The organism is Methylobacterium dankookense, assembly GCF_902141855.1.
Classification (GTDB): domain Bacteria; phylum Pseudomonadota; class Alphaproteobacteria; order Rhizobiales; family Beijerinckiaceae; genus Methylobacterium; species Methylobacterium dankookense.
The window spans coordinates 49,977-71,641 of record NZ_CABFVH010000024.1 but is presented as its reverse complement, the minus strand read 5'-3'; the positions used below and the strand labels follow the sequence as shown (position 1 = coordinate 71,641).

The 21,665-nt window shown below is 67.9% G+C and carries 19 protein-coding genes; 13 read left to right on the top strand and 6 right to left on the bottom strand.

Annotated features, from left to right (window positions below):
* Positions 1–143 precede the first annotated feature (143 nt).
* From acs to ppa, 5 genes are all read left to right on the top strand, one after another.
* Positions 144–2,099, top strand: a complete 1,956-nt coding sequence (gene acs / locus MTDSW087_RS17700; RefSeq protein ID WP_144766122.1) for an acetate--CoA ligase — start codon at positions 144–146, stop codon at positions 2,097–2,099.
* A gap of 27 nt (positions 2,100–2,126) precedes the next feature.
* Positions 2,127–2,510 (top strand): DUF485 domain-containing protein, encoded by a 384-nt coding sequence (locus tag MTDSW087_RS17695; protein ID WP_144766120.1) that lies wholly within the window; start codon positions 2,127–2,129, stop codon positions 2,508–2,510.
* Positions 2,507–4,186 carry a cation acetate symporter gene (locus tag MTDSW087_RS17690; RefSeq protein ID WP_144766118.1) on the top strand — a complete coding sequence of 560 codons (1,680 nt, stop codon included), beginning with the start codon at positions 2,507–2,509 and terminating at the stop codon, positions 4,184–4,186. The genes MTDSW087_RS17695 and MTDSW087_RS17690 overlap by 4 nt, the downstream gene beginning before the upstream one ends.
* Positions 4,187–4,338: 152 nt before the next feature.
* Positions 4,339–4,938, top strand: a complete 600-nt coding sequence (locus MTDSW087_RS17685; RefSeq protein ID WP_144766116.1) for an adenylate kinase — start codon at positions 4,339–4,341, stop codon at positions 4,936–4,938.
* Between the two features lie 101 nt (positions 4,939–5,039).
* Positions 5,040–5,573: an inorganic diphosphatase gene (gene ppa / locus MTDSW087_RS17680; protein ID WP_144766114.1), complete on the top strand. Its 534-nt coding sequence runs from the start codon at positions 5,040–5,042 to the stop codon at positions 5,571–5,573.
* A 114-nt stretch (positions 5,574–5,687) separates the two neighbouring features.
* On the opposite strand, the gene MTDSW087_RS17675 is transcribed toward ppa, so the two are convergent.
* The 4 genes from MTDSW087_RS17675 to MTDSW087_RS30885 form a co-directional block, all read right to left on the bottom strand.
* Positions 5,688–6,320 carry a 3'-5' exonuclease gene (locus MTDSW087_RS17675; RefSeq protein ID WP_144766112.1) on the bottom strand — a complete coding sequence of 211 codons (633 nt, stop codon included), beginning with the start codon at positions 6,318–6,320 and terminating at the stop codon, positions 5,688–5,690.
* 1 nt (position 6,321) lies between these two features.
* A complete protein-coding gene (locus MTDSW087_RS17670; RefSeq protein ID WP_144766110.1) occupies positions 6,322–8,133 on the bottom strand; it encodes a DUF294 nucleotidyltransferase-like domain-containing protein in 1,812 nt (603 codons plus the stop codon).
* A 450-nt stretch (positions 8,134–8,583) separates the two neighbouring features.
* Positions 8,584–8,838, bottom strand: coding sequence for a hypothetical protein (locus tag MTDSW087_RS17665; protein ID WP_144766108.1), 255 nt, complete (start codon positions 8,836–8,838; stop codon positions 8,584–8,586).
* A gap of 471 nt (positions 8,839–9,309) precedes the next feature.
* Positions 9,310–9,696, bottom strand: a complete 387-nt coding sequence (locus MTDSW087_RS30885) for a response regulator (RefSeq protein ID WP_238178798.1) — start codon at positions 9,694–9,696, stop codon at positions 9,310–9,312.
* Between the two features lie 294 nt (positions 9,697–9,990).
* On the opposite strand from MTDSW087_RS30885, the gene MTDSW087_RS17655 reads away from it, so the two are divergent.
* The gene (locus MTDSW087_RS17655; protein WP_144766106.1) at positions 9,991–10,299 is read left to right on the top strand and encodes a hypothetical protein; all 309 of its coding nucleotides are present in this window, start codon (positions 9,991–9,993) and stop codon (positions 10,297–10,299) included.
* A gap of 239 nt (positions 10,300–10,538) precedes the next feature.
* Here the strand turns inward: MTDSW087_RS17655 and MTDSW087_RS17650 are convergent, their stop codons facing one another.
* Positions 10,539–11,273 carry a Crp/Fnr family transcriptional regulator gene (locus tag MTDSW087_RS17650; protein ID WP_144766104.1) on the bottom strand — a complete coding sequence of 245 codons (735 nt, stop codon included), beginning with the start codon at positions 11,271–11,273 and terminating at the stop codon, positions 10,539–10,541.
* Positions 11,274–11,906: 633 nt separating this feature from the next.
* On the opposite strand from MTDSW087_RS17650, the gene MTDSW087_RS17645 reads away from it, so the two are divergent.
* The 6 genes from MTDSW087_RS17645 to MTDSW087_RS17620 all read left to right on the top strand — a co-directional run bounded on the left by MTDSW087_RS17645 (position 11,907) and on the right by MTDSW087_RS17620 (position 17,969).
* Positions 11,907–13,244, top strand: a complete 1,338-nt coding sequence (locus tag MTDSW087_RS17645; RefSeq protein WP_144766102.1) for an MFS transporter — start codon at positions 11,907–11,909, stop codon at positions 13,242–13,244.
* Between the two features lie 202 nt (positions 13,245–13,446).
* Positions 13,447–14,568 (top strand): ubiquinol oxidase subunit II, encoded by a 1,122-nt coding sequence (gene cyoA, locus MTDSW087_RS17640; RefSeq protein WP_238178817.1) that lies wholly within the window; start codon positions 13,447–13,449, stop codon positions 14,566–14,568.
* A gap of 17 nt (positions 14,569–14,585) precedes the next feature.
* Positions 14,586–16,589, top strand: coding sequence for a cytochrome o ubiquinol oxidase subunit I (gene cyoB, locus MTDSW087_RS17635; protein WP_144766098.1), 2,004 nt, complete (start codon positions 14,586–14,588; stop codon positions 16,587–16,589).
* A 4-nt stretch (positions 16,590–16,593) separates the two neighbouring features.
* Complete coding sequence (gene cyoC / locus MTDSW087_RS17630) at positions 16,594–17,220, top strand: cytochrome o ubiquinol oxidase subunit III (protein ID WP_144766096.1); 627 nt, start codon at positions 16,594–16,596, stop codon at positions 17,218–17,220.
* Entirely contained in the window at positions 17,217–17,627 is a 411-nt protein-coding gene (cyoD, locus tag MTDSW087_RS17625; RefSeq protein WP_144766094.1) for a cytochrome o ubiquinol oxidase subunit IV, read from the top strand. Before cyoC ends, cyoD begins: the two co-directional genes overlap by 4 nt.
* Positions 17,628–17,726: 99 nt before the next feature.
* On the top strand, positions 17,727–17,969 hold the full coding sequence (locus tag MTDSW087_RS17620) for a hypothetical protein (RefSeq protein ID WP_144766092.1): 243 nt from the start codon (positions 17,727–17,729) through the stop codon (positions 17,967–17,969).
* Between the two features lie 216 nt (positions 17,970–18,185).
* Here the strand turns inward: MTDSW087_RS17620 and MTDSW087_RS17615 are convergent, their stop codons facing one another.
* Positions 18,186–19,031, bottom strand: a complete 846-nt coding sequence (locus tag MTDSW087_RS17615) for a ferritin-like domain-containing protein (RefSeq protein ID WP_425324726.1) — start codon at positions 19,029–19,031, stop codon at positions 18,186–18,188.
* Positions 19,032–19,331: 300 nt separating this feature from the next.
* Between MTDSW087_RS17615 and MTDSW087_RS17610 the strand changes: the two genes are divergently transcribed.
* Positions 19,332–21,656: a NosR/NirI family protein gene (locus MTDSW087_RS17610; protein ID WP_144766088.1), complete on the top strand. Its 2,325-nt coding sequence runs from the start codon at positions 19,332–19,334 to the stop codon at positions 21,654–21,656.
* Positions 21,657–21,665: the final 9 nt, after the last annotated feature.

Genomic DNA, 21,665 nt, shown 5'->3' with positions numbered 1-21,665 from the left:
CGAGACATGTCGTATATGCGACGCAGTAAAATTTATTGCACTGCAAATTGAGTCTTCATGTTCCCCGTTGCCGCAACTAAAAGGCCGAACATACGGTTATCCCAACCTAGGTCATTTGAATGGCCACGGTTAGGGGGGATTCTATGGAAGCTGCGGGCAACGTCGTCGAAGTGCAGGATGCGTGGCGCCAGGGTGCGCACGTTGACGACGCCAAGTACCAGGCGATGTACAAGGCGTCCGTCTCGGATCCGGATGCTTTCTGGGCCGAGCATGGCAAGCGCATCGACTGGATGACGCCCTTCACGAAAGTCAAGAATACCAGCTTCGCGCCGGGCAACATCTCGATCAAGTGGTTCGAGGACGGCAAGACCAACGTCGCCTACAACTGTATCGATCGCCATCTCGAGCGTCGCGGCGACCAGACCGCGATCATCTGGGAAGGGGACGACCCGAACGAAGCCAAGCACATCACCTACCGGGAGTTGCACGCTCAGGTCTGCAGGATGGCCAACGTCCTGCGCAACCGCGGCGTCGGCAAGGGCGACCGCGTCATCCTCTACCTGCCGATGGTGCCCGAGGCCGCCTACGCGATGCTGGCCTGCGCGCGGCTCGGCGCGATCCACGCCATCGTGTTCGGCGGCTTCTCGCCCGACTCGCTGGCCCAGCGCATCCAGGGTTGCGGGGCCAAGCTGGTGATCACGGCCGACGAGGGCCTGCGCGGCGGCCGCAAGGTGCCGCTCAAGGCGAACGTTGACGCGGCGATCGGACGCCTCGGCGCGGACGCCGTCGATCACGTGCTCGTCGTGCGCCGCACCGGCGGTGAGGTGGCGATGGAGCCGGGCCGCGACGTCTACTACGACGAGGCCGCCGAGCAGGTCACCGACGAGTGCCCCGCCGAGGCTGTCGAGGCCGAGCACCCCCTGTTCATTCTCTACACGTCCGGATCGACCGGGCAGCCCAAGGGTGTTGTCCACACCACGGGCGGCTACCTCGTCTACGCCTCCATGACCCACGAGTACGTCTTCGATTACCGCGAGGGCGACGTCTACTGGTGCACGGCCGATGTCGGCTGGGTCACCGGCCACAGCTACATCGTCTACGGGCCGCTCGCCAACGGCGCGACCACGCTGATGTTCGAGGGTATCCCGACCTATCCGTCGAACTCCCGCTTCTGGGATGTGGTGGACAAGCACAAGGTCAACATCTTCTACACCGCGCCGACCGCGATCCGGTCTCTGATGGGCGGCGGCGAGGGCCCGGTGAAGAAGACCTCGCGCGCCTCCCTGCGCGTGCTCGGGTCGGTCGGCGAGCCGATCAACCCGGAGGCGTGGGACTGGTACTACAGGGTGGTCGGCGACTCGCGCTGCGCCATCGTCGACACCTGGTGGCAGACCGAGACCGGCGGCATCCTGATCACGCCCCTGCCCGGCGCGACCCGGCTGAAGCCCGGCTCGGCCACGCGGCCCTTCTTCGGCGTCCAACCCGTCATGGTCGACGCGGAGGGCAAGGAGCTCGACGGTCCGTGCGAGGGCAACCTCTGCATCAAGGATTCCTGGCCGGGCCAGATGCGCACGGTTTACGGGGATCACGAGCGCTTCGAGCAGACCTACTTCTCGACCTACAAGAACCTCTACTTCACCGGCGACGGCGCGCGCCGCGACGCCGATGGATACTACTGGATCACCGGCCGCGTGGACGACGTCATCAACGTCTCGGGGCACCGCATGGGCACGGCCGAGGTCGAGTCGTCCCTCGTCGCGCACCCGAAGGTCGCGGAAGCCGCGGTGGTCGGCTACCCGCACAACCTGAAGGGCCAGGGGATCTACGCCTATGTCACCCTCAACGAGGGCGAGGACGGCGACGATGCCCTCCGCAAGGAACTGGTCGCCTGGGTCCGGAAGGATATCGGGCCGATCGCCTCCCCGGATCTGATCCAGTTCGCACCGGGACTCCCGAAGACCCGCTCGGGCAAGATCATGCGGCGCATCCTGCGCAAGATTGCCGAGGACGATTTCTCCTCGCTCGGTGATACCTCGACGCTGGCCGACCCGGCCGTCGTCGACGACCTCATCGAGCACCGGCAGAACCGGGCGAGCTAGACGAAATAAGATTAGGGAGGGATCGCGATGAGTCCGACACACAGCCTCGACGTTACGGGACGGCCGCCTGCATCGACCACTCCGACGTCACAGCCCGTTCGTGCCGAAACCGGCACCCCCGTCGACCGCATCGTCCAGAGCCCTCAGTTCCGGCAACTCGTCTCCGAGCGGACGCGGTTCAGCTGGATCCTGACGGGTCTGATGTTGGTGGTCTATTTCGGCTTCATCGGCCTCATCGCTTTCGACAAATCGCTTCTTGCCGTGAAGATCGGCACCACCAGCTCGCTCGGGCTCGTGCTCGGCGTGGGCGTGATCGTCTTCGCCTTCATACTGACGGGCCTCTACGTCGCCCGCGCCAACAGCCGCTACGACGCGCTCAGCGCCGAGCTGAAGCGGAGCCTCGGTCAATGATCCGTACCCTTCTGACCCTGCCCTTCGCCCTCGCGATCACCCCGGCGCTCGCTGCCGGTCCCGAACTCGGTGCCGTGCAGCAGCAGGCCACGAACTGGCCCGCCATCGGCATGTTCCTGTTCTTCGTGCTGCTGACGCTGGGCATCACCTATCGCGCCGCCAAGGGCACCAAGTCGGCGGCCGACTTCTACGCCGCGGGCGGCGGCATCTCGGCCAGCACCAACGCGCTGGCGATCGCCGGCGACTACATGTCGGCGGCCTCGTTCCTCGGCATCTCGGGCCTCGTCTACACCTCGGGCTTCGACGGCCTGATCTACTCGACGGGCTTCCTGGTCGGCTGGCCGATCGTGCTGTTCCTGATCGCGGAACGCCTGCGCAACCTGGGCAAGTTCACCTTCGCGGACGTGGCGAGCTTCCGCCTCGACCAGACCGCGATCCGCATCATCTCGGCAACCGGCACGCTGGTGGTGGTGGCCTTCTACCTCATCGCCCAGATGGTCGGAGCCGGGAAGCTGATCCAGCTCCTGTTCGGCCTGCCCTACCTCTACGCGGTGATCATCGTCGGCGTCCTGATGATCGTCTACGTCGCCTTCGGCGGCATGAAGGCGACCACCTGGGTGCAGGTGATCAAGGCCTGCCTGCTGCTCGGCGGCGCAAGCTTCATGGCGGGCGCCGTGCTCTACAAGTTCGGCTTCAACCCTGAGAAGCTGTTCGAGAGCGCCGTCGCGGTCCATCCGAAGGGCGATGCCATCATGGCGCCCGGCGGCCTGGTGGCGAACCCGATCGAGGCGATCTCGCTCGGCGTCGGGCTGATGTTCGGCACCGCCGGCCTGCCGCACATCCTGATGCGCTTCTTCACCGTGTCGGACGCCCAGGCCGCGCGCAAGTCGGTCTTCTACGCCACCGGCCTGATCGGCTACTTCTACATCCTCACCTTCATCATCGGCTTCGGCGGCATCGCCCTGCTGATGTCGGATCCGAGTTACTTCAAGCTCGGGGCGGGCGGCGCGTTTGACAAGCTGAAGGACATGGTCGGCGGCACCAACATGGTCGCGGTGAACCTCGCCAACGCGGTGGGCGGCCCGTACTTCCTCGGCTTTATCTCGGCGGTCGCCTTCGCCACCATCCTGGCGGTGGTGGCGGGCCTGACGCTCGCGGGGGCCTCGGCCGTCAGCCACGACCTCTACGCCCAGGTGATCGCGCGCGGTCGCACGACGGAGGCCCACGAAGTCAACCTGTCGAAGATCTCCGCCGTCGTCATCGGCATCGTGGCGATCGCCCTGGGCTACGTCTTCGAGAACCAGAACGTCGCCTTCATGGTGGGCTTGGCCTTCTCGGTCGCGGCCTCCTGCAACTTCCCCGTACTCGCCATGTCGATCCTATGGCGGGGCACCACCACCTGGGGCGCGCTCGCAGGCGGACTCGTCGGCCTCCTCGCGGCGGTCGTCATGGTGGTGCTTTCCAAGGCAGTGTGGGTGACGACGCTCGGCAACGCCGCGCCGCTCTTTCCCTACGACAACCCCGCCCTGTTCTCGATGCCACTCGCCTTCGGCACGATCTGGATCGTCTCCGTGCTCGACCGCTCGCGGCAGGCGGAGCGGGAGCGCGCGGCTTTCGAGGCGCAATACGTGCGCTCCGAGACCGGCATTGGCGCCGCGACGGCCCACGCGCACTGAGCGCATCGGCGTCGGCAAGGAGCCCGTGGCGGGAGAGAGGGGATACAGGCCGCCGTCCCACCGCGACGTGGCTTCCGCCTGTGCCGGGCATGTCGGGTGGGCCGGTAGGAGGCTCGAAGCCGTCGTGACCACGTCTCCATGGAGGAATGCGGATGCGCATGGTGCTGCTCGGCCCGCCCGGAGCGGGGAAAGGGACCCAGGCGACCCGGATCGTCGCACGGTTGGGTATCCCGCAACTCTCGACCGGCGAGATGCTCCGCAGCGCCGTCGCGGCCGGAAGCGCGATAGGCCTGCAGGTCAAGGCCGTGATGGAACGGGGCGGGCTCGTGCCGGACGATCTGGTCCTTGAGATGGTGCGGCAGCGCATCTGTCACCCGGAGGCCCGGCACGGCTTCATCCTCGACGGCTTCCCCCGCACGGTGGCCCAGGCCGAAGCGCTCGACGTCCTGCTCGGCGACGAGGGGTCGGCCCTCGACGCCGTCATCGAGCTGCAGGCCGACCTGGCTGTCCTCGTCGACCGGATGGCGGCTCGCGTGGAGGAAGCACGTAGTCGCGACGGGGCCGTACGACCCGATGACAATCCCACGGCGTTCAGGGTGCGGCTTGAGACGTATCGCCGGCAGACCGCTCCGCTTTCCGAGTACTACGGCGCGCGCGGCAAGTTGAGGCTCGTCGATGGGATGCAGCCCATCGACGACGTGACGCGAAGCGTGTTCTCGGTTCTCGGGCTCGGGGCGCAGCCGACGCGATGAATGAACGGGTGCCGGGACGACCGGATCCCCGGTCGGCAGGGCTGTCCTCGGACGTCGCGGAAGCCCCGCCCGTCGGGCGGGTCGTACGAGGATCGATCACCATGAACATCGACGCCATCCCGGTCGGCGAGAGCCCGCCTCACGAAGTCAACGTGATCATCGAGGTTCCCCTAGGCGGCGAGCCGATCAAGTACGAGATGGACAAGGAGGCCGGCGCGCTCGTCGTCGACCGGTTCCTCTACACGCCGATGTTCTATCCGGGGAACTACGGCTTCATCCCCCACACCCTGTCGGGCGACGGCGACCCCTGCGACGTGCTGGTGGCCAACACCCGGGCCATCATCCCGGGCGCGATCATCAGCGTGCGCCCCGTGGGCGTGCTGGTGATGCAGGACGACGGCGGCGAGGACGAGAAGATCGTCGCCGTGCCCTCGCGCAAGCTGACCCAGCGCTACAACCGCGTCGAGAACTACACCGACCTGCCCGACATCACGATCAGCCAGATCCAGCACTTCTTCGAGCACTACAAGGACCTGGAGCCCGGCAAGTGGGTCAAGATCGTCCGCTGGGGCGACCGGGCCGAGGCCGAGCGCCTGATCCTTGAGGGCATGGAGCGCTACAGGGCTCGGGGATGACGCGGGATGGCGGAGGCTCCGGCGACCCTGTCGGCGCCCGTCGATCGAATGGGCAGTGCCGTGGTTTGCCTTCAAGCCGGCCGACGCGCCCGGACGGCTTGATGGAGGCCTCGGTCATGCCGCGATACGCACGCCCCGTCGCGCCATGTCCCGTAGTTGAAGGTACATCATTGCCGTCATAAGAGCGTCGTTGAAGGCGTCGTGCTGCGGAAGCATCGGTATCTCAAGATCGTGGGCAATCTTCCTGAAACTCAGGTCGATCGTCAAGTGCCCCCAATCATGGCCGTAACGAAGATCGTAGTACATTCCCGAAATATCGATCGCTTCGTTTGGCAGTGGGATTCCCAAATATGCTTTAGTGTACTTGCTTATCATGGACTTATCGAACGCGGTGTAGTAGCCCACGACGGGCCGTGGCCCGATGAAACGCAGCAGCTCGGGGACGAGCTCCCCTATCGGCCGGCCTTGTTCGATGTCCCTGTCCAGCAGCTGATGTACCTTGATGGCTTCGGGCGACGACTTCCTGCTCGTCCTCGCGATGGCCTGGAAGCGCTCGCTCGTCAGGATCCGATCGTCCCTGATCCGAATGGCCGCGATTGCGATAATCTCGTCGACATGGGGGTCGAGTCCGGTCGTCTCGCAGTCGATGGCCACGACCTCGCCATGGGGGGGCTCGTCGAACAGGAAGCGGTAGGCCGGATCCGAGAGCCTCGCTTGAGCGTAGAGGCGGCGTACCAACCGACGCATCTCACAGGCTCGCCAAGCCGTAGCGGAGGCCGATCAGCTCGCGAAACCGCGCCACGACGCGCGAGGCGTCCCGCAAGACGTCACGCTCGATCGCCGTCAAGGCACCCAGGTCGAGGGCGGACCCGTTATCGTTGCCGCGGTAAGCTCCCTCCAGCTGCGCGCGCAGGCGTAGGCTCGTGAAGACCTGCAAGGCTCCGGCGAGTTCCTGCCCGAACCTCGCGTCGAGCGCGCCGTGCTCGGCAAGGGCCTTGATCCGTCGGGACGTCGACCCCGCCAGGGCCCCGTGCTCCAGCGCCAGGACCCTTGTCCCATGGACGATCGGGAAGATGCCTTCCCGCTTCAGGTCGATCCTATCGTGACGCAGGCGAAGGCTCGTGAGCATGGTGCCGAGAAGTCCTGTACCGGGGTTCTTGGCGAGATTGACGAGGGTCGCGAGCTGCGCCAGCAGGCGCGTCTCGCCTCGAAGGATGTCGACGAGGACGGCCTTGGCCTGCGAGAGGAGGCCGAAATCCCCAGCCGCGGGCGCCGCATCGGCAAAGATCGCGATGTTCATCGCCGCCTCGGGCGTCCCCGCGAATGCCCACTGCCGTAGTTGCTCCAGGAAGGAGTCGAGCGTCCGGGACCAGGCCGGATTGCGGACCATGATGTTCCCGGGGCAAGCCGGGAACCCGCAGCGCTCCAGGGCCGCCGTGAAGGCGAAGCGGAATGCGTCGAGATCGCTCGCCGGGGCGGCGCTCGTGAGGAGCAGCCCATTGTCCTGGTCGGTCCTGACGATCTGCTCGCCGCGCCCCTCCGATCCCATCAGGAAAAGGCAACTCGCGTCGCGGAACGATGCGGGCGCGAGGAGATCGAAGATTCGCGCGTGAAGCCTGTGGTTCAGGTCCGACGTGATCTCGGCGATCGCATCCGCCCTCACGCCTTGGCGGTAGAGGAGTTCGACCTGTTCGGCGATGTCGCTCGCGACCGACGCGAGATCGTCCACGCATGAGGCCCGCGCGATCCGACCCGGCATCAACTGGGAATTGCCCGCGAACCGACCCAGGATATCGATGTCGCGCAACAAGCCCACGAAGCGATCCCCGTCCTTGACGGCGATGCCGCGCTTGTTGTGCCGCGTCATGGTCAGGAGGGCATCCGCCAAGCGATCCTCCGCCTCGATGGAGACGACCTCGAAACGGGCGATCTCCCGCACGTGCGTCTCGATGGGGCGTCCCTCGATGACGAGCGCCCGCGTCAACTTCAGGCCCGTGACGATTCCGATCCGTTCGCCATCGCGCACGAAGGCGGCGTCGACCCCGGCATCCAGCATGGCGCGCCCCGTCGCCCCCATCGTGGCTGAACCGTCTACGAACACGGCTGGGGCGTGCCGGCAGTCGCGAACTCGGGCGCTCAGGACCGAGTCGGCGATGTCGCCGCCGGGACGGGCGGAAAGGGCATCGAGCTTCTGGGAAACCTCGGCATAGAAGAACGCGCCGAAGGCGGCGTTGCTGTGGACCAGCGCGATGATGTCGTCGCGAGGCAGCAGGACGCACAAGGTCTCCTCGGCGGCAATGAAATCCTCCCCCGCCTCGCCATGAACCACCGCACGGGCATCGAAGGTATCTCCGGCCCGCAGGACAGCGAGCAACCCATCGCCGTTCCGGACCTCGACCGTTCCTTTGAGGAGCACGTGCAGGAACCCGGATGTCCTCCCCTGGGTGACCACCCGTTCCCCGGGACGGAAATATCCGACGTCGGCGTGCTGCCGCAGCCGCTCGGCTTCGTCATGGGAAAGCCGGTCGAAGGGCGGCGCGAGGGCGTCGAATGCTTGCATCGGCATACCCTAGCGCTGCGATGACCCTGCCTCGGCAGGAGGCCGATCCGGCCGCCCCCGCCGTCTTGCACGCGGGCGCGACCTACCCGACATCATCCCTATCGGCCTCTCCGCGGTAGGCCAGCACCGCTCTCCCGGCATCCGCCGCGGCTGCGGCACCGGGCTTGGTCGATCACCCCTCATGCCCGTGTTCCGGGCGACGACTGATCGACACCAGCGTCGTATGCTGGGACGCACCGCCACAAGGGTCAAGGCGCCGGGAATGCCGCGCGGTGAAGTCGGTCTCGAAACCTCGCGGCCGTGCCGCCGGCGTCGCCTGCGATGCACCGCATGGAAGGTCCCACGGGGCCCATGGGCGCTCAGAACCGGCCGCCCATTCGATTGGGGATTTACACCGAGGCCGGGAGGCGCTTCGCCGGCGTGCCGGCGACCCGAGCGGTCCGGAGCCGCTCACTCGGATAGATCACCGGGACGCATCAGCGTCGCCGGCACCATCTGCGCACGCTCGGGCAGCCGGACGCGAACGAGGTGCCAAGCGTTCCGCGCATCCGGCCGCGTGACCGCGACGAGCCCGAGCGTAGTGACGAGCAGGAGGATCGCGACCAAAACCTTGGTGACTTGGTCCGCGCGGGCGCGCATGAGGTGGATGAGCGCGCATCCGCCCGTGAAAACGGAAGCCGCGACCAGGGGGGCGACGGTGGGCATGCTCGACCACCCGAGGTGAGGTGCGTCCGCATAACCCGATCGTCGGCGCCGGGTTCCTCAGGCGAGGGGCCAGCCGCAGCAGATGTCTAGGGCTTCCGATCATCCAGGCCAGCGTCGCCGACACGAGCGGCATGACGGCCGTCCAGGTGAACCGGGCGCCAGGGTCGAGGCGTGCTGATCGAGCAGGCCGGACACCATTCGAATGCGGGACCCCGCGGGGCGGCGGTCGCCTCCAGCCTTCGATCCGAGCTTCCCGGGTCGAGCGCCCCGAGCAGTAACGCGCGCAAGCGACGGCAAGTCGCCGACCCGGCGATGCATCCTGGGTGGCGCCGCATGATCCGGGCCGTCTCGCGCACGACCGGCAAGTCCCTGCGGCTGCACCGCATGGTCCGGCGCACCGCCGCTCGGTTCAGGTTCCCTACGGCGCCGTGGTCTCCGCGTTGGCGCCGCCCGGGTCGTGAGGGGCGGGTTTCATGAGCGAGCGCAAGGCGGCGGCGAGATCCGCCATGCTGAGGCCCCCTTCTGCACGATGCGGTCGGCCCGGCCCGCAAGCCGCCGGCAGTCGTCGGCCGTGACATCCTTGGCCGTCGGCATGACGACGGGGATGTCGCGCGATCCGAGCCTCGCCCGCAGTGCGCGCAGGCAGGCATATCCGTCCATCTCCAGCGTCATCAGGTCGAGCGGGATCAAGCCCGCCTTGCGGACACCGACGGCCTCCAGGGCCGCCCTGCCCCTCTCGGCCGCAGCGAACCGCCAACCCTCGCGGGTGCGCGGATTCGTCATGCTCTTGCGCATGTCCAGGTCATCATCGACGACCTGGACGGGTCCCTCGTGAACGGCCGGGCGGAAGCGCTCCATCGCTTCCTTCGGCTGCCCCCATTCGACCGGCTCCTGCAGGTGGTCGGTCGCACCGAGCGAGTAGGCCAGGTTCTGCTCGTCGGGACGGTCAACACGATCACCGGGGTCGGCCCTAGCTCCAGGTCAGACGGCAGCGCCCGCAGCACGTCCCGGCCATCCATGCGCGGCATCGTCACTTCGAGCAGGACGGCGCCGATTTGGCTTGGACGACCGAATCGGCAACGCCATGCGTCCGTCGGTCAGGCGCTCGGCACGCTAAAGCCGGCGGTCGGTTTCCGGAAGCGAGGGGGCGTGATGTCGGGCATCATGGACGTGGGGCGAGGGCCGGCGAAGCCGATCCTGGGAGATCCCTGCAACGGCTGCGGTTACTGCTGCGCCATGGAAGCTTGCGCCTTGGCCCGCGAGTACATCTCTGCCGACATCCCGGGACCGTGCCCTGCCCTGGAATTCGAGGGCGGCCGGTTACGCTGCGGACTGGTACGAAGGCCGAGCCTGTACATGCGCCTGCCGAACGAGTGGGCCGACGCGCTTCTCGGATCCTTGTTCGCGCAGATGCTCGGCGTCGGCAAGGGGTGCGATGCGGAGGATCCGGGGCGGGCCTGAGAACACGGCGTAGCGAGCCTGGCCGCCGGCATCCAGGCTCGGCGCCGCCCAGGCATCGGGCACGCGGGGCGCCGCAGCCGCGCGGTTCGGCCTCCGGTCCCATATCGCCCATCCGAAGGCATCACCTGGCCGAGCGGCAATCCCGGCGACCGCGCGGCTCATTTGCGCCGGGGGCCGAGGATCCGATCTCGGTCCGGAAACCTGGCATCGAGTGGATATCCCCGGATCCGGAAGCATCGTCAGGCGCATCGCTGCGCATGGTCGCGGCCGGGTGACGCCCCGCCGGTGGCGACCCGTGCGAGACGGGCACGATCGATGACGTGGACCCGGCCGCGTCCCGGGGCGACGATGCCGGCACGTGCCCAACGCGACAGGATCCGGCTGACGGTGAAGAACGTGGCGCCGCACAGCTCGCCCAGCTCCTGACGGGTCATCCTGAGCATGCTCTCCTGGCTCCCGCCGTCATCCGCCGGCGGCGTAAGGGTCAGGATCAGCGCCGCGAGGCGCCGCCGAGCCGGCTCGTTGCCCCGCATGCTCCCGGGCTGCGCCCCATCCATGAGCTGTCCGCTCACGATAGCGAGCGCGTTCATAGTGAGCCGCGGGTAGCTCATCATGAGGCCGAGCAGGTGCTCGCGCGGCCAGGCATAAACCTCGCAAGCGTCCAGAGTGTGGGCGCTCGCGGCATACGGCCGCCCGCGGAAGACCGCGGCGCAGCCGACCAAATCCCCCGCTCCCAGAAGGCGAACCGTCGTCTGCCGCCCGTCGTCGGTCACATGCGAGAGCTTCGCTCGCCCCGCGGCGAGCAGGATTAGATCCTTGGGCGGGTCGCCTTGCCTGACCAGGAGCGTCTTCGCCCCCGGACGCGAGGCCCTGGCCCGGCCCAGGATGGCCTGGACAATCCGCTCGTCGAGTTCGTCGAACAACTCATGGTGACGCAGCCGTCCGCATGCGGCGCCCTCCCCGTCCTTGACCATTGATCGCTCCTGGGATGCAGGGCGCCTTGTGCTGGGTTCCGGGCGGCCGCTCTTTGATCCTGGTCAAAGACGCGACGGTCGGCCTGTGCTCACCTTCGTCCGATAGCGACTGACGAGTATGGATTTGGACGTCGATTTCCCTGCCAGCGCTCGATTCACCGACATCTTTACGTCCGGGCTCGCCCGAAGCCGGCCGCCCGACGCCCCGTGCGAGCCGGCGGGGCCCCCCGTCGCCGTGGGGGCTCGCGCATCCGATACGATCGCGGGTGCCGATGGTGCTTGAGCGCCGCGTGCGAGCAGGGCCGCCGGTCGCAGCCGCGACACGCGGTGCGGGGCCGGCATGGGGACCCGGGATGACGACGGACGGAGCGCTCCCGGGAAGTGCGCGCGGTTGGGTTCCGGTCATCCGCTCGGCAAGGGAAATCCGCCCCGGACGGGGAAGGGCGGTACTCGGCAGGGCGGCAAGGCGGTCGCCGCTCTCGCAACGTCGGGATCGAAATAGCGCCTGATCCAGGTCGGCATGGTCATGCCGTCCGGAAGTACATCGTTACGAACCCGGCGGTCGGTGCCAGGTGAGGTCGTACGCCGCGCCGTCACCCGCCAGAGCCAGTCACCCCGAGGGCGATCACCCGAATGGCACTAGACCAGGTCCAAGGCCGCTCCTCCGCCCCGCTTGAGCGGGACGCCCGGTTGGCCTCCACCGATCACAAGGTCTCGCCGAACGAGATCGCCATCGGCGTCATCATCGGCCGGGCCGCGGAGTACTTCGACTTCTTCGTCTTCGCCATCGCCGCCGTGGTGGTGTTCCCGAAGGTGTTCTTCCCCTTCGCGCCGCCCCTGGAGGCGACGCTCTATTCCTTCGCCATGTTCTCGCTGGCCTTCGTCGCCAGGCCAGTCGGTTCGGTCATCTTCACGGCCGTGGACCGCCGGCACGGACGCGGGGTGAAGCTGACCGCCGCCTTGTTCCTGCTCGGCTTCTCGACCATGGCGGTGTCCTTCTTGCCGGGCTATGCGCAGATCGGGGCTTCGGCCCTTTATCTCCTCGGCGTCCTGCGGGTCGGGCAAGGGCTTGCCCTGGGCGGCGCCTGGGACGGGCTCGCCTCCCTGCTCGCGCTCAATGCGCCCGTCGAGCGTCGCGGCTTCTACGCCGCCCTCCCGCAGCTCGGCGCGCCCTTCGGCTTCATCCTGGCCAGCGTCCTGTTCTCGTTCTTCCTGCTCAACCTGTCGGAGGCCGATTTCCTGGAGTGGGGCTGGCGCTACCCGTTCTTCTGCGCCTTCGCCATCAACGTCGTGGCCCTGTTCGCTCGCCTGCGGCTCGTCGCGACCGACGAGTTCTCGCGTCTCCTCGAACGACGCCGGCTGGAGCCCTCCCCCATCCTGCCGCTGATCCGCAGCCATGGCCGGGAACTCCTTGTCGGAGCCCTGATCCCCCTAGCGAGCTTCGCCCTGTTCCACCTCGTGACCGTGTTCCCCGTCAGCTGGATCACCCTGTTCACGGATCGATCCGCCGGCGAGTTCCTGATGGTGCAGAGTTCGGGCGCCTTCATCTGCGCCGGGGCGATCGTGGCCTCGGGCTTGCTCGCCGACCTGATCGGCCGGCGCAGGCTCCTGCTGGTCTCGGCCGGCCTAATCGCCCTCTTCGCCGTGTGCAGCATCGTCGCGCCCCTGCTCTTCGAGGAGAACGCGATTGGGCAGACGATCTACGTCAATGCCGGCTTCGCGCTGCTCGGCCTCTCCTACGGGCAATCGTCCGGCGCGGTCACGGCACGCCTCGACCAACGCTACCGCTACACGGGGGCCGCCCTCACCAACGACCTGGCCTGGCTGCTCGGGGCCGGATTCGCCCCGCTGATCGTCCTGTTCCTGTCGGCCCGGTACGGCCTCGCCTGCGTCGGCCTGTACCTGCTGTCGGGGGCCCTCACCACCCTGCTGGCACTCGTCCTCTCCCGATCCGAGGTCCGGCAGGTCTGAGCCGGGTGGACGCGATGCCTCCGCCTTGTCCGAACGCATCTCGCCGCCTGTCGCGGCGGGGGACCATGGAGTGAACCCCGTGGCCGATTTCTCTCACCCCTCCCCCGTCCCGCGCCGAAGCGGGACCCTGGTGAGGGGATCCTTGAGGTGCCTGGCGCTGGTCGCGACCTCGGCGCTACTCGGCGGCTGCAACCTGATCGTCATGGATCCCGCCGGGGACGTCGCCGTCCAGCAGCGCAACCTCATCCTGGCATCGACCGCGCTGATGCTGCTGGTCATCGTTCCCGTGATCGCGCTCGCCTTCGTGTTCGGCTGGCGCTACCGCGCCTCGAACCCGGACGCGACCTACGACCCGGACTGGCACCATTCGACCCAACTCGAAGTGGTCATCTGGACGGTGCCGCTGCTCATCATCATCGCGTTGGGCGCGATGACGTGGATCAGCACCCACACGCTCGATCCCTACCGGACACTCAGCCGGCTGGCCCCCCGGAAGCCGGTGCCCGCCGACGTCACGCCGCTGACGGTCGAGGTCGTCGCGCTCGATTGGAAGTGGCTGTTCCTCTACCCGGACTACGGCATCGCCAGCGTCAACGAGATGGCCGCCCCGGCGAACAGGCCCATCGCGTTCAAGCTGACCTCCACCTCGGTGTGGAACACGTTCTACGTCCCCGCGCTCGCCGGCATGATCTACGCCATGCCCGGCATGGAGACGAAGCTCCATGCGGTCATGAACAAGGAAGGGGAGTTCCGGGGGCTGTCGGCGCATTACAGCGGGTCGGGCTTCTCCCGCATGAATTTCGGCTTCCGCAGCCTCAGCGAGCAGGGCTTCGACGCGTGGGTGGCCAAGGCCAAGGAGGCCCAGACCCCTCTGAACCGGGAAGCCTTCCTCAAGCTCGAAAAGCCGAGCGAGGCCGAGCCGATTCGCTACTATGGGTCCGTCGAGGACGGCCTGTACGCGGCCATCCTCGGCATGTGCGTCGCGCCGAACCTGATGTGCGCGAGCGAGATCCACCACATCGACAGGCAGGGCGGCGCGGGTCCGGAGGGCGCGGCGAGCCGCGAGCGGCTCGACTACGACAACCGCCGCCTGAGAAGCGGTGACGAGCCGTCCGGTGCCACCTTCCCGGCCTCGGGCCGACCGCCGATGGGCTCCGTCCAGCCGGAGGGGATGATGCCGCGCGACCAGCACCTGAGCCGCGAAGGCGTCAACGAGCCGAAGACCGAGCCCGACCAGGGGCAGGGCAACGCCCTTCCTGGCGCCGACCGGGGCCCCGCGCCGGCCCAGCTGAACAACCGCCCCTCCGAACGCCACCAGCACTGATCCGAGCGAGCGTCCGCATGTTCTCGAACCTCGATCTCAGGCAGCTCGTCTTCGGCCGGCTGTCCCTCGAAGCCGTTCCCTACCACGAACCGATCCTGCTCTGGACCTTCGTCGCGGTGGCGGCGGGCGGCGTGGCGCTCCTCGGCCTCGTCACCTGGTACGGCAAGTGGGGCTACCTGTGGAGGGAGTGGTTCACGAGCGTCGACCACAAGAAGATCGGCATCATGTACGTCGTGCTCGCCATCGTGATGCTGCTGCGCGGCTTCGCCGACGCGATCATGATGGTGACCCAGAAGGCGCTCTCGGTCGGGGCTTCGGAAGGGTACCTGCCCCCGCACCACTACGACCAAGTCTTCACCGCCCACGGCACGATCATGATCTTCTTCATGGCCATGCCCTTCGTGACCGGCGTCATGAACTACGTCATGCCGCTGCAGATCGGCGCGCGCGACGTGGCCTTCCCCTTCCTGAACAACTTCAGCTTCTGGATGACCGCGGGCGGCGCGGTGCTCACCATGCTCTCCTTGTTCGTGGGCGAGTTCTCGCGGGCGACCTGGCTCGCCTACCCACCCCTGTCGGGAGCGGCGTACAGTCCCGGGGTCGGCGTCGACTACTATATCTGGGGACTTCAGATCGCCGGCGTGGGCAGCACCCTGTCGGGCATCAACCTGATCGCGACCATCGTCAAGATGCGCGCCCCCGGCATGACGATGATGAAGCTGCCGGTCTTCTGCTGGACGACGCTCGCCAGCAACGCGATCATCGTCACGATCTTCCCGGTCCTGACCGTCGCCCTCGCGCTGTTGTCGCTCGACCGTTACGTGGGAACGCATTTCTTCACGAACGATTACGGCGGAAATTCGATGATGTACATGAACCTCATCTGGATCTGGGGGCATCCGGAGGTTTACGTCCTCGTACTGCCCGCCTTCGGGATCTACTCGGAAGTCGTGTCGACCTTCTGCAGCAAGCGGCTGTTCGGCTACGCCTCGATGGTCTACGCCACCGCCGTCATCGCGCTCGTGTCGTGGCTGACTTGGCTCCACCACTTCTTCACGATGGGGGCCGGCGCCAACGTCAACGCCTTCTTCGGCATCACAACGATGATCATCTCGATCCCGACGGGGGCGAAGGTCTTCAACTGGCTCTTCACCATGTACCGCGGGAGGATCCGCTTCGAGGTGCCGATGCTGTGGGTCATGGGCTTCATCCCGACCTTCGTGATCGGCGGGCTGACCGGAGTGCTGCTCGCGGTGCCCCCGGCCGACTTCGTCCTGCACAACTCGCTGTTCCTGGTGGCGCACTTCCACAACGTCATCATCGGCGGCGTGGTGTTCGGGCTGCTCGCCGGGGTGAACTACTGGTTCCCCAAGGCCTTCGGCTTCAAGCTCGACCCGTTCTGGGGGAAGGTGTCGTTCTGGTGCTGGCTGACCGGCTTCTGGGTCGTGTTCACGCCGCTCTACGTCGTCGGCCTGATGGGGGTGACGCGCCGCACGCAGCACTTCGACGACCCGACGCTGCAGCCCTGGCTGACGGTCGCCGCGCTCGGAGCCTTCATCATCATGGCCGGCATCCTGGCCTTCGTGGTGCAGATCCTCGTCAGCATCCTGCGGCGGGAGCGGTTGCGCGACGTAACGGGCGACCCATGGGGCGGGCGAACCCTCGAATGGTCGACCTCCTCGCCGCCGCCGCCCTACAACTTCGCGTTCACGCCGGTCGTCCACGACCTCGACGCGTGGTGGGACATGAAGAGGCGCGGCCACGAGCGGCCCGTGGAGGGTTACCGGCCGATCCACATGCCGCGGAACACGAGCACGGGCATCGTGCTCGCCGGGATCAGCACCGTGCTGGGCTTCGCCTTGGTCTGGTACATCTGGTGGCTGGCCGCGCTGTCGTTCGTCGGCCTGATCGCGGTCGCCCTCGCCCACACCTACAACTACAACCGCGACTACTTCATCCCGGTCGAGGACGTCGTCCGGTTCGAGAGCCATAGAACAGCGCAACTCGCAGCGAGGGCCTGAGCCGATGCACGAGACGACAGCCCCGCCCGGCGCCGCGCGGCCGGTCTTCTACGAGCGGGAGGATCACGCCCACGGCGACGGCGGCACGCTCCTCGGGTTCTGGCTCTACCTGATGAGCGACTGCCTCGTCTTCGCGGCCCTGTTCGCGACGTACGGCGTGCTCGGCGCCAATTATGCGGCCGGTCCCTCGGGAGCCCACCTGTTCGACCTCAGGCTCGTGGCGCTGAACACGAGCCTCCTGCTGCTCTCCTCCATCACCTACGGCTTCGCCATGCTGGAGATGGATAGGGAGCGCATCGGCGCCACGCTCCGCTGGCTGGCGGTGACCGGGCTGTTCGGGGCCGGCTTCCTCGGCATCGAGTTGTACGAGTTCGCGCATCTCGTCCACGAGGGGGCGACGCCGCAACGCAGCGCCTTCCTATCCGCCTTCTTCGCATTGGTCGGGACGCACGGGCTGCACGTCACGTTCGGCGTCATCTGGCTCGTCACGCTCATGACCCAGGTGCGCCGCTTCGGGCTCATCGCCGAGAACAGGCGGCGGCTGCTGTGCCTGTCCATGTTCTGGCACTTCCTCGACGTGGTCTGGATCGGCGTCTTCACCTTCGTCTACCTAATGGGAGTCTCACGATGAGCGCGCTGCCGGGAGGCGGGATCGCCTACAGGCCGCAAGGCGACGGGGGAGCGCACGAAGGGCCTCATCCCCACGGAGCGCACGGCACCTTCGAGGGCTACGTCACCGGCTTCGTCCTGTCCGTCATCCTCACCGCGATTCCCTTCTGGCTCGTGATGGGGGACGTGCTGGGCGACAAGCTGACGACGGACATCGCGGTCATGGCCTTCGCGGCGGTGCAGATCGTAGTTCACATGGTCTATTTCCTGCACATGAACACGAGGTCGGAGGGCGGCTGGACCTTCCTGTCCCTGATGTTCACGCTGACCCTCGTCGTCATCGCCCTCGTCGGATCGATTTGGGTCATGTACCACCTCGACCAGAATATGATGCCGATGTCGCCTCACGAGGCGCTGCACAAGCCCTGACGGCCGCATGAAAGGTTGCGGACACCTGGTCGTTGTCCACGGGCGTGACGCTACGGATTGAGCCTGAAGCTTCCGAACCCCCGTTCTGGAATGCGGACCATGCTCGCCGGTCGTGCCCTCGAACGCGGCGAGGAGCTCGGCTCGCGGATCCAGCATATCCTTGCCGCCGCCGGCACCTTCCGGGAATTGGCCGGCGCGTTTCGGTCCGCGGTCGAGGCGTTGCTGGTGGCCGCGGCGCATGCGGACGGCGTCGAGGAGCTCCTTCCCGATTACGTCGCGGAGTCCGGGCGCCTAGCCAACCTCGCGGAAGCCTTTCCGGACCGCGTCGTGCCGGCCCCTTGAAGGCTGCCGGACGGCACCCGGGTCCGCACCCGCCCCGAGTTGTGCAGCCCCGGCCTCGGGCGCCGCCGCCGCGTCGCCTCTTCGCTCCCAGCGGGGCGGGACCGGACGCCGTTACGCTGCCCGACCCGAAACCACCCGGGCGCGCCGCCCGGGGAAGCGGCAAGGCAGCGCACTCGTCGCCGGGCGGGGCGGTGGGGTCGGGCCTCGAACGTGGGCCTACCGATCCCCGGCCTGGAGCTCCGGCAGGTCCGACCTGAGCCAAGCCAGCCGTGCCACGGCATGGCCCGCGAGGGTCTGCAGGCAGGCGAGCGCCGCCTCGTCCTGCGGATCGTCCGCGGCTTCGAGATACCGGTCCGCCAGAAGCTCCGCCAGCGCGACCGGGTCGTCCGGGATGTCGCCTCCGGCCGTCACGGGGAGGGCCAAGCCCGCGCCGCGCAGGTCCTGTTCGTGACGTTCGGTGTCCCTGGCGAGCGCCTCCAGGCGGGCGCGCTCCGGCACGGCGACGTCGCGCGCGACCGTTCCCAGCAAGGCGCCGAGACGCCGTTCGAGATCGGCCGCCTCCCACCTGTCGCCCCGCTCCGCGAGGTGTCCCTTCGCCCTCTCGGCGTGGAAGGCGCGACGGCGTTCGCGGCGCAGGATGGCGACGTGGCCGAGTTCCTCGTGCGCCATAGCCTCGGCGGCTTGCCGGACCTCGGGCCGGTCGGCCTGGGCGGCGACATAGGTCCAGAAGGCAAAGGCCCGCTCCTCGTTGCGGACGGCGGCGGCGAGGGCCCGGTAGGCGCGCAGCAGCCGCGGGTCGGTCGTCGCCAAGCCCTCGTCGTCGAAGGTCTCCGGCAGCTTCCAGCGGATCTGCGAGGGATCGGGTGTCTTCCCCCGCTCCGCCTCCGACCAGCGCCTCACGCCCTCGATGTGCCCCTGCTCGTCGGCCGACAGGCGCTCGAACACCCCCGCCAGAGCGTCGTTACCGTCGCCGCGCATACGCTCGGCCATCGCCCCGTATCGCGTCGCCGCCTCAGCCTCCATCGCATGCGCGATGGCGAGGAGCTCGTCCAACGTCCGCACCGGGGCCGGGGGTTCGGTCTTCAAGAGGGGCATCGGCCTTCCCAAGCTTTTTCCGGGGTCGGCGGGAAGGTTGGCAGGGCGATGCCGGGCCCGTCAAATTGTCCGGGGTCAAGCCCTGCCTTGAGCCAGATCAAGGACCGACCCTCGTCGGGCGTCCAGACATCGCGCCGGCAGCACCCGCGCGTGCCGGTTCAACCCTGGCCGTCGATGAACCCCCGTCGAGAAACAAGCTGGTGGCGAGGTCGTGAGCCGTCGGCATATCGGCTTCAACGGGTATGCCCCCGGCCGCTGCCGTATCCGATGCCGCCGCTCATACGCATTGCGTTCGTCCTGCTCGCGGTCCTGATCGGCTCGTGGGGCGGCCCGGCGGGAGCGGGCGGGCGCGTGCAGGAATTCCTGCCGAGGGTTCAGCCCTCGGAGCTCTTCCCCGGGGCCGATCGCTTCGGTCCGGCCGAAGGGGAGCCTCCCCTCACCCCCGTCTTCCGGGGCGGGAGCCTCGCCGGTTACGTCTACCTCAACGCCGACTTCGCGAACGCCACCGGGTATTCCGGGAAGCCGGTCAACATGCTCGTGTCCATCGACCCCGCGGGCGTGATCCGCGGCGTCCGCCTCGTCGACCACAAGGAGCCCATCGTCCTCGTCGGCATCCCGGAGCGGCGCATCGTCGAGGCGATGAACGTCCTGGTCGGCAAGGACCTCAGGCCGGTCGCGTCGGGAGCCGAGCGTCCGCCGCAGGTCGACATCGTCAGCGGTGCCACCGTGACGGTCCTGGTGATGGGCGACAGCGTCGTCCGCTCCGCCGTCCGCCTGATCCGGAGCGGGCGCCTGGGCGCGTCCGGCGCCCCGTCCGCGGCATCCGCCGCGGCGTCCCCCCGCCGCTCGGTCGATCCCGACCGGAGCGAGGTGCGCGACTGGCAGGCGCTTTTGGGCGACGGGTCGGTCCGCCGCCTCTCGCTAACCGTGGGGCACGCCAACGAGGCCTTCCGGCGGGCCGGCAACAGGGCCGCCGCGGACAATCCCGAGACGGGCGACCCGAACGACGCGTTCATCGACCTCTATGTCGCCCCGGTCAGCGTACCGACCATCGGGCGCAGCCTTCTCGGCGAGGCAGGGTACGAGCAGCTCCGCGCTCGCCTGAAGCCCGGGCAGCAGGCCATCGTGGTGGCCGGCGACGGCGCCTACTCGTTCAAGGGATCGGGTTACGTCCGCGGCGGCATCTTCGACCGAATCGAGCTGATCCAGGACGGACAGGGCGTCCGGTTCCGCGACCGGCATCACACCCGGCTCGGCGACCTCGCGGCGGCGGGCGCGCCGGAGTTGCGCGAGATCGCGCTCTTCGTGGTGCCGGAGGAGTTCCGGCTCGACCTCGCCGAGCCGTGGCAGTTGCAGCTCCTCGTCCAGCGCGGCGTGGGCGCGCGCGACAAGGCGTTCCTGACCTACGACCTCCCCTACGCGCTGCCGGACCGCTACCTGCGCATTGAGCCGGTTCAGGGTTCCGGAACCGGGCCGCAGGCTGCGGGAGCGGCGGCAAGCGCCCCCGCGGGCCGCGGCGCGGCCGGCCCGCCGTCCGCGCAGGCGAACGGGTCGGAGACGTCGGCGGCGGGCGATCTGGAAGAGCCGCTCTGGTTGCGAATCTGGAAGGCCGACGCGACTCGGATCGGCATCACCGGCGCGGCCCTCGTCGTCCTGACCGCGATCTTCTTCTTCCAGGACGCGCTCGTGCGGCGTCCCAAGGTGCACGTCTGGGTGCGGCGCGGCTACCTCGCCTTCACGCTGGTCTGGCTCGGCTGGTACGCCAATGCCCAGCTCTCGGTCGTCAATGTCCTGACCTTCACGAATTCGCTCGTGACCAAGTTCAGTTGGGAGTTCTTCCTGGCCGCGCCGCTGATCTTCATCCTGTGGGCCGCGGTCGCCGCAGCGCTGCTGTTCTGGGGGCGCGGCCCGTTCTGCGGCTGGCTCTGCCCGTTCGGCGCGCTCCAGGAACTGTCGAACAACCTCGCCCGGTGGCTCAAGGTGCCGCAGGTCAAGGTGCCCTGGGGTCTCCACGAGCGCCTTTGGCCGATCAAGTACATCATCTTCCTCGGCCTGTTCGGGTTGTCCCTCTACTCGGTCGCCTTGGCGGAGATCTTCGCCGAGGTCGAGCCCTTCAAGACGGCCATCATCCTGAAGTTTGCCCGCGACTGGCCCTTCGCGGTCTATGCCCTGACCCTCCTGGCGGCGGGGCTCTTCGTCGAGCGCTTCTTCTGCCGCTATCTCTGTCCGCTCGGCGCGGCGCTCGCGATCCCGGGGCGGATCCGCATGTTCGAGTGGCTGAAGCGTTGGCCCGATTGCGGCTCGCCCTGCCAGCGCTGCGCGAAGGAGTGCCCGGTCCAGTCGATCCATCCCGAAGGACAGATCAACGTCAACGAGTGCATCTACTGCATGCACTGCCAGGAGCTCTACCACGACGACCGGCGCTGCCCGCACATGATCCAGGTGCGGCTGAAGCGGGAGAAGCGCGAGGCCCTTTCGTCATCTTCCATGCGCGGGGGCAAAGAGCCGGGCGCGGCGCCTGCTAGACCGGTCTTCACCCATCGCGGGGATCCAATCCGGGAGTCGAGCGCCTCGGATGCCCCGACGGCGTGACGAGCAAGA